The organism is Alistipes sp. (assembly GCF_048465575.1).
Lineage (GTDB): Bacteria > Bacteroidota > Bacteroidia > Bacteroidales > Rikenellaceae > Alistipes.
The window spans coordinates 1-11262 of the sequence record NZ_DBFWLG010000028.1 but is presented as its reverse complement, the minus strand read 5'-3'; the positions used below and the strand labels follow the sequence as shown (position 1 = coordinate 11262).

Sequence of the window (11262 nt, the reverse complement as noted above, 5' to 3'; positions counted from 1 at the left end):
GGTCTTCGCGGCCATCGCCCATCCAGCGATCCGCGTCGTACACCGGATGCCGGCCTCGGGCCGCCTCCCTCTTCTCCCCCGACAAGCCGCGGGTTGTGCACGATGAACGGAAGTCGTGTGCATGGTGAAACCCTCGGTCTTGCGGCTTCGGCTCAAGAAACCGTCGCTTCGGACGGACAACCGCGCAAGAGGTTCCGAGACCCCCGTCCAAATAGTTCAAAGGCCTACCCGGCGCCGTGATGGCGGCACCGGGCAGGCCTCTTTTTTTGTGGCCGCAAGCCAGACCCCGGACAACCCGACGACACCCGAAACAAAAACAGCAGGGAATCTCACGATTGCCTGCTGCCCCCGGAGGTTGCCCTCCTAAAACTACTAACCCAAACTTAAATAAATGAAGAAACCTCACTGCGGTTGCTGTGCCGCAGCTGACTCAATCAATCGCAAAGCCCGTGCCAAACGAAAAGCCTGCAATCGTTAATTGCAGGCTTTATCCGTTTGCGCCATATCGGGGACCGCCCGGAACAACCGGCCCGGAACAACCGACTCGGATGACCGGACCGGAACAAACCGTCCGAAGCGACCGACCCTGTCGCGCGGCCGGGGGACTATTCGCAGACCACGCGCGTGAAATCTTCCTTCTGAAGCGAGACAAGTTTCTGGCCGGGTGCGAGCCGGATCAGGTCGAGCAGGTAGCAGCCGCGCGTATCGAGCGTTTGCAGCTCCGTATTGGAGTGCAGGTCCAGTTCTCCGATGTAATTGCGGCCGCAGTCGAGCGTGCGCAGCGCGGGTGCGGCTCCCAGGTCGAGCGCATAGAGTCCGTTCTGGCGGCAGTTGAGCTGTTCGAGTTCGGGGCCGGCCACCCGGAGCGTGCCGAGCTGGTTGTCGGCACAGGAGAGCGAGCGCAGGTGTAGGTTGGCCCGCGTGTCCAGTTCGATGAGCTTGTTGCCCGAAACATCGAGCGATTCCAGAGATAATTCAGCCGCGGATTATGGCTGAAATCGATCTGCCGGATTTTGCTCCGGTCGAACGAGAGACGGTAGAGTTTGGGATTTCCGCTCAGATCGAGCGACTCCACGGGTGAGCTGGAAGCGCCCAGATGCTCCAGTGTGGTAAGCTGCCTCAGGTCTATTTCGGAAATCTCGGTGCAACGGTTTCATGGGATGAAAGGGTTGGTGGTGCCGGTTGGTGCCGGCCTGTGCGAATTATTTTTTCAAAAACCGCCCTTTGGTGTTGGCGTAGACGAGCATGAAAACGACTCCGATTGTGAGCCAGATGCCGCCCGCCAGCGCCAGCCCCTTGCCGGGCAGGAGGTCGTCGGCGCCGATCAGGGCGACGCATGCGGCCGCGTAGAACATGAATTTCCCCATGAAGCGGCACAGCGCCCGCTTGTCGTAGCGCTCCCGCTCCTTTTCGGGCAGGGTGTTGTAGCCGGCGATCAGCCCGGCCCCGTGTCCGGTCAGGAAGAGAATGCCGAACAGAACCAGTATGCCGCCGGCGATCAGCGAGGCGCCGAGATTTCCGTGCATGGAGATCGAATTTACAGTTTGCGTGACAACTATTTCCCGAATACGCCTGTATAGCTTCGGGGCGTCAGGGCGCGCAGCTCCCGTTTCACGGCGTCGGCCACGTCGAGCGTCTCGATGAATGCGGCGATCGATTCGGCCGTGATATGGGCGTTGGTGCGCGTGAGGGCCTTCAGGGCCTCGTAGGGCTTGGGGTAGCCCTCGCGGCGCAGGATGGTCTGAATGCCCTCGGCCACTACGGCCCAGTTCTCATCGAGGTCGCGCTCGATGGCTTCCGTATTGAGGATCAGCTTGTTCATGCCTTTTGTCAGGGAGCGCAGGGCGATCAGCGAATGGGCCATCGGCACGCCCACGTTGCGCAGCACGGTCGAGTCGGTCAAATCGCGTTGCAGGCGCGAGACGGGCAGCTTGCGCGAGAGGTGCTCGTAGAGGGCGTCGGCCAGACCGAGGTTCCCCTCGGCGTTCTCGAAATCGATGGGGTTGACCTTGTGGGGCATGGCGCTCGAACCGACCTCCCCGGCCTTGATCCGCTGCTTGAAATACTCCTCCGAGATGTACATCCACATGTCGCGCGCAAAGTCCGTGAGGATGGTGTCGATGCGCTTGAGGTTGTCGAAAATGGCCGCCAGCATATCGTAGTGCTCGATCTGCGTGGTGTACTGCGAGCGGCAGAGCCCGAGCGTCTCGCCCACGAACCGGTTGGCGAACGCCACCCAGTCTACGTCGGGATAGGCCGCGTAGTGGGCGTTGAAATTGCCGGTGGCGCCGCCGAACTTGGCCGGCACGGCAATGTCGTGCAGCATGGCCAGCTGCTTCTCGAGCCGTTCGACGAAGACCATCATCTCCTTGCCGAGGGTGGTGGGCGACGCGGGCTGCCCGTGCGTGCGCGCCAGCATCGGCACCGTGCGCCACTCCTCGGCCATTGCGGCCAGTTTGTCGCGCACTTCCTCGACGGCGGGGTAGTAGACCCCCGCGAGCGCCTCCTTGATCGAAAGGGGCACGGCCGTGTTGTTGATGTCCTGCGACGTCAGGCCGAAATGGACGAACTCCTTGTAGGGGGCCAGTCCCAGCGCATCCATCTTCTCCTTGATGATATACTCGATGGCCTTGACGTCGTGGTTCGTCACGGCCTCGATCTCTTTGACCCGCTCGGCATCGGCGGGCGAAAAATCGAGGTACAAGGCGCGCAGGGCCTCGAACCGAGCAGGGTCGATCCCCCGGAGCTGCGGCAGCGGAAGCTGGCAGAGGGCGATGAAATATTCGATTTCGACGCGGATGCGGTAGCGGATCAGTGCCTGCTCCGAAAAATAATCGGACAGTTTTTCCGTTACTTTCCCGTAACGGCCGTCGATGGGCGAAATGGCGGTAAGGTTGTTGAGCATGGGATTTGTCGGGATTTGTTTACGGCACCAAAATTACGACAATTTATTGAAATACGCATAATTTTCGCTACCTTTGTCGGGTTGTGACAAGAAAATAAAAACTGCTTGCAATGAGATTTTTAATGGCCATAGTGGACGCGCTGGTAGGATTCGTGCGGCGAAATCCGCTGACCGTACTCGTGATTCTGATCCTTGCCCTGGGCGCTCCGGCGCTGCTGCGAGGCATTGCGCTCTTCATATTGTATTTTTTGATGGGACTTATCGTGCTGGTCGTCGTCGGCCTGCTCTTTTTCCGCTGGCGCATCTACAAGGTGCGCCGCCGGATGGAGGAGCAGTTCGGCGGGGACACGGGCGCCGAGGCGCCTTTCGGCGGACGCCCCCGCCGCGAAAAGGAGGGCGACGTGAAAGTGTACCGAACCGCGGGAACGCCCGAAAAACGGGTGTCGAAAGACGTGGGCGACTATGTCGATTTCGAGGAGACCAAGTAACGGAACCATGCTCGGGATATTCCAACAGATCGGCCGCTATTTCATCCTGATGGGAAAGGTCTTCTCCCGTCCGGAGAAAGGGGCGATCTACCGCCGCCGCATCGTCTTCGAGATGGAAGCGCTGGGCATCGACTCGATCGGCCTGACGGCCCTGATTTCGGTCTTCATCGGCGCGGTCATCACCCTGCAAATGTGCATCAACCTCGATTCGCCGTTCATCCCCCGCTCGCTGGTGGGCTACGCCACGCGCGAGACGATGATCCTCGAATTCTCGTCGGCCGTCGTGGCGCTGATCCTGGCCGGAAAGGTCGGTTCGTCGATCGCCTCGGAGATCGGCACCATGCGCATCACCGAGCAGATCGACGCCCTCGAAATCATGGGCGTCAACTCCGCCTCGTACCTCATCCTGCCGAAGATCGTCGCCGCGATGCTCTTCTTTCCGTTCCTGACGATCCTCTCGATCCTGATCGGCATCCTGGGCGGCTACCTGATCGCCGCCGCCACGGGCATCATGATTCCGGCCGACTACGTGGACGGCCTGTTGATGGATTTCAAACCTTACTCGATCACCTACACGCTCATCAAGACCGTCTTCTTCGCCTACATCATCACCTCCATCTCGGCCTATTTCGGCTACAACGCCCGCGGCAACTCGCTCGAGGTGGGCGCCGCCTCGACGCGCGCCGTGGTCGTGAGCTGCGTGGTGATCCTCCTGTTCGACCTGATTCTGACGCAAATCCTGCTGATATGATACGAGCCGAGCACATTGTCAAATCGTTCGACGGGCGGGTGGTGCTCGACGACATCTCGGTCGAGTTCGAGACCGGCAAAACCAACCTCATCATCGGCCGCAGCGGCTCGGGCAAGACCGTGCTGCTGAAGAGCCTGGTGGGGCTGCACGAGGTCGACTCGGGCACGGTGTGGTACGACGAGGTCGATTTCACGGCCCTGGGCTTCCGCGAGCGCAAGGCCATCCGCAAGGACATCGGCATGATCTTCCAGGGCGGGGCGCTGCTGGACTCCTCGTCGGTCGAGGAGAATGTCAAGCTGCCGCTCGACCTCTTCACCGCGCAGAGCGAACGGGAGAAGATGGAGCGGGTGAATTTCTGCCTCGAGCGCGTGCGGCTCGAAAACGCCAACCGCCTCTATCCGGCCGAGTTGTCGGGCGGCATGACCAAGCGCGTGGCCATCGCCCGGGCCATCGTACTCAACCCCAAATACCTCTTTTGCGACGAACCCAATTCGGGCCTTGACCCGCAGACCTCGATCGTCATCGACAACCTGATCCACGAGATCACCCACGAGTACGGCATGACGACGATCATCAACACCCACGACATGAACTCCGTGATGGAGATCGGCGAGAAGATCGTCTACATCCACGAGGGCCGCAAGTGGTGGGAGGGCACCAAGGACGACATCCTGCACGCCGACAACGCGGAGCTGAACGCTTTCGTCTTCGCCTCGGCCATGGCCAAGCGCGCCAAACGGGCCGCGAAATAGGGGCCTGCCGGAACGCCCGGGCGCCACGGACGGGGTGCGGACGGGTGGCCGGGACGCAGGGGAACCGGATGCGGGCGCGGGAAACGGCGGGAAACCGCCCGGGCGGTGTTTCCCAAAATTTTTAATATTTTATTTGCGTATAATACATAAAGTATATACCTTTGTGCTGTGAAAAAAATAACGCAAGTTTAACCAACAAATAATTCAAACATTATGGCAACTATTAAAATCGGTATCAACGGTTTCGGCCGTATCGGCCGTCTGGTGTTCCGCGCAGCCTGCACCAACTCGAACATCGAGGTGGTAGGCATCAACGACCTGGTTCCCGTGGACTACATGGCTTACATGCTCAAGTACGACACGATGCACGGCCGCTTCGACGGCACGGTCGATTTCGACGCCGAGAAGAGCCTTCTGATCGTCAACGGCAAGTCGATCCGCGTCACGGCCGAGAAAGACCCCGCCAACCTGAAGTGGAACGAGGTCGGCGCCGAATACGTCGTCGAGTCGACCGGTCTGTTCCTCACCAAGGAGAAAGCCCAGGCCCACATCGCCGCCGGTGCCAAGTACGTCGTCATGTCGGCCCCCTCGAAGGACGACACGCCGATGTTCGTCTGCGGCGTCAACACCGACACCTATGCCGGCCAGACGATCGTTTCGAACGCATCGTGCACCACCAACTGCCTCGCCCCGATCGCCAAGGTGCTGAACGACAAGTTCGGCATCACGGACGGTCTGATGACCACCGTCCACTCGACCACCGCCACGCAGAAGACCGTCGACGGTCCCTCGATGAAAGACTGGCGCGGCGGCCGTGCCGCTTCGGGCAACATCATCCCCTCGTCGACCGGCGCCGCCAAGGCCGTCGGCAAGGTGATCCCCGAACTGAACGGCAAACTGACGGGTATGTCGATGCGCGTGCCGACTCTCGACGTATCGGTCGTCGACCTGACGGTCAACCTGGCCAAACCCGCCAAGTACGACGCCATCTGCGCCGCCATGAAAGAGGCTTCGGAGGGCGAACTGAAAGGCATCCTGGGCTACACCGAGGAGGCTGTCGTTTCGTCGGATTTCCTGGGCGACGCCCGCACGTCGATCTTCGACAAGGCCGCCGGTATCGCGCTGACCGACACGTTCGTCAAGGTCGTTTCGTGGTACGACAACGAGTGGGGCTACTCGAACAAGGTCCTCATGCTCATCGAGAAGATGGCCGACTACAACAACAAGTAAGCCGATTTATCTTCCATCGAAAAAAGGGTTCGCAGCGATGCGAACCCTTTTTGGTTTGTGCGCCCCCGAACGGCGCTACTCGAGCAGATTGCCCTGGGCGTCGAGCAGGTAGGTAGTCTCGCGGTCGGTCCGCTCGTCTTCGACGGTCCCCAGGTAGCGGGGGTTGGCTGCGGCCTTGAAATCGGCGAGCGAGAGGTAGAGCTTCACCACCTCGTCCAGCTCGTTCCCTCCGGCCAGCTCGCGGAACTTGGCGTAGACCGCCGCGGGCAGCACGGCGGGGTCGTCGTACTCCTCCTCCTCGATCTCCTCGGCGGCGGCCTTGAATGCGAAGCGGTCGTCGAAGATGAGGTCGCACTCCCGGTTGCGGTAGGCGATCTCGACCTCCCAGAACGTCGCGCCGCCCGCCCGCTCGGTATCGCACTCGACGATCAGTGCGTCGGGGAGGTTCGAGGCGATGTACTCCAGAATCGGCTGCGGAGAGGGATCGTCTTCGTCGGCTTCATCCCCGTCGTCCGCGTCCGTCCGGTCCGAGAGCAGCGTGCCGTCCTGCTTGTAGACCAGTTCGCGCTCCGTGTCGCCCCGTTCGATCTCCAGTTTGTAGGTCGGGTCGGTGTCGGCATAGGTTTTCCGGTCGATCTCGTCGTCGAGCCGGTAACCCTGGCTCTTGTAGGGCGAGGCGTTCCAGGCTTCGGCCACGGCCGGGGCCTCCTCCTGAAGCTGCGTCCACGAGATTTCGAATTTGGTGAAAGCGCAGGCGGTGCCGCCCTCGGGGTACCACGCGCTGTTGCGGGGCGTTGCCGCCGCCCGCGAGGCCAGGGTGAACGAAGCTACGTCGTAGCCGTTTTTCTTGCTCCAGGCGACATCGGTTGCACCCGGGAACTGCTTTTGGAACGCCGCCACGGTCTGCGCTGCGGGCTGCGGGCCGCCTCCGTTTTCGTCGTCGTTGCATCCGGTCGCAAGGACGCCGCATACGATGAGCGCAAGGGCCCATTTGATCGATAGTTTCATAGGCTTACGAATTTATGTTGTTGTTACAAAGGTAGCAAAGAATTCTGAACGGAATCTGAAATTCACACTTTTTCTATCCGCATTTCGAGCGAGGCGCCCGACCACTGGTTGATCCGCAGGTGCTCCGTGCGGAGCTTGCGGCCGGCATAGGCGATGCGCAGCTCGACCTCGAACGGCCGGGCGGCGTCGATTTCGCGCATGGCGGGCAGGGTGTGGGGTATGAGGTAGATATAAAGCATCAGGTGGTCGCAGGGCGGGGTGGTCAGCGTGACGCTGCGGTCGGGCACCGTGCCGGCGGGCGGCTCGGCGAGGTTGGCCCCGGCGTCGGCCACATGCGACGAGGCCGTGGCGAAGCCCGTGCGTTGGTCCGCGGCGTCGAAACAGCCGCACATCAGTTCCACATTGTAGCGCCACCAGCCGTCGAAACGGCTCGTGAGCGCGATCGTAAATCCTTTTTCAACTGCCATAGCGTGCAAATGTAATACAAGTTGCGTGCAAAGCCAAATTTATTAGCCGCCGCTGCGCGCGGGGCGCTAAATCTCACCGTTTTCTTTGGGATTGTTTGATTTTTTAGTAACTTTGCGCACTTGTCGTGCTCAAATGAGGGTGGAAAAAGGGTATAAAATCGCATACAAGGGGCTGAAGAACGGTCCCCATGAGTTCGAATTCCGGGTCGACGGCGCGCTGTTCGAGGCTTTCGGAAGCACCGAGATCAAGGACGGCGCATGCGTCGCGGAGGTCCGCCTGGAGCGTGCCGAGACGCAGTTGGTGCTCGACATTGCGATCCGCGGCAGCGTCACGGTGGCGTGCGACCGCTGTCTGGAGGATTGCAGCGTGCCGATCGGCTACGAGGGACGGCTGTTGGTCAAGTTCTCGCAGGAGGTGCACGAGTACGATGGCGAGGTGCTATGGCTCCTGCCCGGCGAGGACGAGGTGGACCTGGCGCAATACATCTACGAGAGCATCGTCCTCTCGCTGCCCTACCAGCGGGTCCATGCGGACGGGTCGTGCGATCCCGAGATGCTCGCGCGCTTCCGGATCGTCACCGGCGAGGAGTTCTCGCGGATCGAGGCCCGCGCCTCGGAGGAGGACGGACCCGATGGCGGCGGCCCGTGGGAGAAACTGGCCGAGCTGAAACGCGAAATGGAGGCCTCGGAGGACGAGGAGAAGCAATAGAGAGAAGAAAAATACGTTAAACTTATAATTTATATCGTAAAATGGCACATCCTAAACACAAAGTCTCGTCGACGCGACGCGATAAGAGAAGAACCCACTACAAGGCTGTCGTTCCCACGGTCGTGACCTGTTCGAACTGCGGCGCAGCCACGCTGTACCACCGCGTTTGCCCCGAGTGCGGCTTCTACCGCGGAAAGCTGGCCATCGAGAAGCGAGCTGCCGAATAGGCAGGGCTTTCGTGAAGAGTGCATACCCCGGCGGGGCTGCCCTCTTTTTTCATGAACGGCGCCTCAGTCCGTTCCCCTCACGCCGGAGCATGCAGCACCGGCGCCCGGGTGCGGCTGGCGCCAGTTAAAAACCTAATCCGACGACTATGTTAAAGATTGGTGTAGATGCCATGGGCGGCGATTACGCTCCCCAGGCGGCCGTCAAGGGCGCCGTCATGGCGCTCGATGCGGTCGGACCCCAGAGCCGGATCGTGCTGTTCGGCGACCGGACGAAGATCGAAGAGGTGCTCGCGGCGGAGAACTGCCCGGCCGGGAAATTCGATATTGTGGCAACGACGGAGGTGATCGAGATGGGCGACCATCCGGCCAAGGCGTTCCAGGCCAAGGCCGATTCGAGCATCACGGTGGGCTTCGGCTGCCTGGCCAAGGGCGCGATCGACGGCTTCGCCAGCGCCGGTTCGACCGGCGCCATGATGGTCGGTTCGATGTACGCCGTCAAACCCATCGAGGGCGTGATCCGTCCCACGATCTCGTCGATCGTACCCACCGTGGGGGGCCGGCCGGCCCTGCTGCTGGATGTGGGGCTCAACGTGGACGTGAAGCCCGAGGTGCTGGCGCAGTACGGCCTGATCGGTTCGATCTATGCCGAGGCGGTGCTCGGAATCGAGCGGCCGCGCATCGCCATCCTCAATATCGGCGAAGAGGAGACCAAGGGAAACGCCCAGTCCAAGGCGACCTACGAACTGTTGCGCGAAGACGGGCGCATAAATTTCGTCGGCAATATCGAGGGCTCCCATATCTTCACGGGCAAAGTGGCCGATGTGATCGTCTGCGACGGCTTCGTGGGCAACACGGTTCTGAAGATGGCCGAGGGGCTCTACCGCATCAACAAGGCCCTGGGCGGCGGCAACGCTTTCTGGGAGGCGATGAATTACGAAAACGTGGGCGGCACACCCGTGCTGGGTGTCAACGCTCCGGTCATTATCGGTCACGGATGCTCCTCGCCGCTGGCGATCCGGAGCATGATCCTCTCGACCGAGCGCTGCATCCAGGCCGATCTGACGGCCAAGTTGCAGCGCGCATTCAAAAATTAATCATTAAAGCAAAACCGAATGGGTAAGATAACAGCAGCGATTACGGGGGTGGGAGAGTACCTGCCGGATTATATTCTCACCAACGAAGAGTTGAGCCGCATGGTCGACACCAACGACGAGTGGATCATGTCGCATATCGGCGTCAAGACGCGCCACATTCTCAAGGGCGAGGGCGTCGGCAGCTCCTACATGGGAGCGCGGGCCGTCATCAATCTTCTGGACAAGACGGGCGTGGACCCGATGTCGATCGACGTGGTGATCTGCGCCACGGTGACCCCCGACATGTTCTTCCCCTCGACGGGGAACATGATCGCCGACCAGGCCGGTTGCAAGAACGCCTTTGCCTACGACGTGTCGGCCGCGTGCAGCGGATTCCTCTTCGCGCTGACGACAGGCGCCAAGTTCATCGAGGCCGGAACGAGCAAGAAAGTGATCGTCGTAGGGGCCGATAAAATGTCGTCGATCGTCGACTACACCGACCGCTCGACCTGCCCCATCTTCGGCGACGGCGCCGCCGCCGTGCTGCTCGAACCCAACACCGAGGGGTACGGCGTGGTGGATTCGATCCTCCACTCCGACGGCTCGGGCGAGTTGCAGCTCTACATGAAGGCGGGCGGTTCGCGCTACCCTGCCTCGATCGAGACGGTGCAGAACAACTGGCACACGATCACCTGGGACGGCCACGCCGTATTCAAGGCCGCCGTTTCGAAAATGGCCGACGTCTCGGTGGAGATGATGGAGAAGCACAACCTCTCGTCGGACGACATCCGCTACCTGGTTCCCCACCAGGCCAACCTGCGCATCATCGACGCCACGGCGCGCCGCATGGGGCTGACCAAGGAGAAATGCATGATCAACATCGACCGCAACGGCAATACGACGGCGGCGACGATCCCCTCGTGTCTGTACGACTACGAGAAAGAGCTGCGGCCGGGCGACAACCTCATTCTGGCCGCTTTCGGCGGCGGATACACCTGGGGCGCCATCTACGTCAAATGGGCCTACGACGGGTCGAAAGCGTAGAATCGATTTGTATTAGTATAGGAGGGCGACCGCTTTTGTCGGGCCCTGCAACGGTAGCGCCGCGGAAAACACTCCGCGGCGCTGACGTTTCGATTCCCGAACAACGTCAAATAAGGTGAAAAGTGAAAGGTGAACTTTACGGGTAAGCGAGTGTAGAGACCGCTTGCGGGCTATGCCGGGGTGGGACAAAGTCAAGCCGCCGGCGAGTTAATGGTGAAAGTGTCCTCGATCCCGGAGCTCAGTCGAGGGGTCGCAAATCAATAAGGAACCGAGTCATCCCGACAGAGCGCAAGCGACGAGGAATCTTCCGCTCCTTGTTTTGCCTTGCGACCCCTCGACTGAGTTCTGGGATCGAGGACGGGTTTTCACCATCTCAGCTGTTCGCAGCCAGCGGCGGTGTAAGACGCCCGTTTTGAGGGTGGCAGATGGTTCGGACGCTTTCGAGCCGGTTCCGCACTCCCCGGAGGTTCGGCGGTTTATGTGTTGCAATTCGCAGCCAGCGGCGGGCGTAAGACGCCCGTTTTATGGGCGGCAGCCGTTCCGAGGCGCTTTCGAGCCCGTTATGCGCTCCCGGAGTGCAGTCCTCCGCCCGGGGTGGCTGCGGACTG

General features: G+C 60.9%; 13 protein-coding genes. 8 read left to right on the top strand and 5 right to left on the bottom strand.

The annotated features are described in order from the left end of the window. Positions 1-605 precede the first annotated feature (605 nt). From ACMQ11_RS07995 to purB, 3 genes are all read right to left on the bottom strand, one after another. Positions 606-860 carry a hypothetical protein gene (locus ACMQ11_RS07995; RefSeq protein ID WP_418992240.1) on the bottom strand — a complete coding sequence of 85 codons (255 nt, stop codon included), beginning with the start codon at positions 858-860 and terminating at the stop codon, positions 606-608. A gap of 342 nt (positions 861-1202) precedes the next feature. After that, a complete protein-coding gene (locus tag ACMQ11_RS07990) occupies positions 1203-1526 on the bottom strand; it encodes a DUF3784 domain-containing protein (protein ID WP_418992239.1) in 324 nt (107 codons plus the stop codon). 29 nt (positions 1527-1555) lie between these two features. After that, entirely contained in the window at positions 1556-2905 is a 1350-nt protein-coding gene (gene purB, locus ACMQ11_RS07985) for an adenylosuccinate lyase (protein WP_418992238.1), read from the bottom strand. A 110-nt stretch (positions 2906-3015) separates the two neighbouring features. Here purB and ACMQ11_RS07980 point away from each other — a divergent pair, with 110 nt between their 5' ends. From ACMQ11_RS07980 to gap, 4 genes are all read left to right on the top strand, one after another. After that, the gene (locus ACMQ11_RS07980) at positions 3016-3393 is read left to right on the top strand and encodes a DUF4834 family protein (RefSeq protein ID WP_418992237.1); all 378 of its coding nucleotides are present in this window, start codon (positions 3016-3018) and stop codon (positions 3391-3393) included. A 7-nt stretch (positions 3394-3400) separates the two neighbouring features. Then, on the top strand, positions 3401-4144 hold the full coding sequence (locus ACMQ11_RS07975; RefSeq protein ID WP_418992236.1) for an MlaE family ABC transporter permease: 744 nt from the start codon (positions 3401-3403) through the stop codon (positions 4142-4144). Further along, positions 4141-4896, top strand: coding sequence for an ABC transporter ATP-binding protein (locus ACMQ11_RS07970; RefSeq protein ID WP_418992235.1), 756 nt, complete (start codon positions 4141-4143; stop codon positions 4894-4896). Before ACMQ11_RS07975 ends, ACMQ11_RS07970 begins: the two co-directional genes overlap by 4 nt. Before the next feature lie 213 nt (positions 4897-5109). Further along, the gene (gap, locus tag ACMQ11_RS07965; RefSeq protein WP_418992234.1) at positions 5110-6126 is read left to right on the top strand and encodes a type I glyceraldehyde-3-phosphate dehydrogenase; all 1017 of its coding nucleotides are present in this window, start codon (positions 5110-5112) and stop codon (positions 6124-6126) included. Between the two features lie 75 nt (positions 6127-6201). Here gap and ACMQ11_RS07960 read toward each other — a convergent pair whose 3' ends face one another. Further along, positions 6202-7134: a hypothetical protein gene (locus tag ACMQ11_RS07960; protein ID WP_418992233.1), complete on the bottom strand. Its 933-nt coding sequence runs from the start codon at positions 7132-7134 to the stop codon at positions 6202-6204. A gap of 62 nt (positions 7135-7196) precedes the next feature. Beyond that, positions 7197-7601: a hypothetical protein gene (locus ACMQ11_RS07955; RefSeq protein ID WP_418992232.1), complete on the bottom strand. Its 405-nt coding sequence runs from the start codon at positions 7599-7601 to the stop codon at positions 7197-7199. Positions 7602-7734: 133 nt separating this feature from the next. Between ACMQ11_RS07955 and ACMQ11_RS07950 the strand changes: the two genes are divergently transcribed. The 4 genes from ACMQ11_RS07950 (at position 7735) to ACMQ11_RS07935 (ending at position 10654) form a co-directional block, all read left to right on the top strand. Next, on the top strand, positions 7735-8310 hold the full coding sequence (locus tag ACMQ11_RS07950) for a YceD family protein (protein WP_418992231.1): 576 nt from the start codon (positions 7735-7737) through the stop codon (positions 8308-8310). A gap of 41 nt (positions 8311-8351) precedes the next feature. Continuing rightward, the gene (rpmF, locus tag ACMQ11_RS07945) at positions 8352-8537 is read left to right on the top strand and encodes a 50S ribosomal protein L32 (RefSeq protein ID WP_418992230.1); all 186 of its coding nucleotides are present in this window, start codon (positions 8352-8354) and stop codon (positions 8535-8537) included. A 146-nt stretch (positions 8538-8683) separates the two neighbouring features. Next, positions 8684-9631, top strand: coding sequence for a phosphate acyltransferase PlsX (plsX, locus tag ACMQ11_RS07940; protein ID WP_418992229.1), 948 nt, complete (start codon positions 8684-8686; stop codon positions 9629-9631). An 18-nt stretch (positions 9632-9649) separates the two neighbouring features. After that, a complete protein-coding gene (locus tag ACMQ11_RS07935; protein ID WP_418992228.1) occupies positions 9650-10654 on the top strand; it encodes a beta-ketoacyl-ACP synthase III in 1005 nt (334 codons plus the stop codon). The last annotated feature ends 608 nt before the right edge of the window (positions 10655-11262 follow it).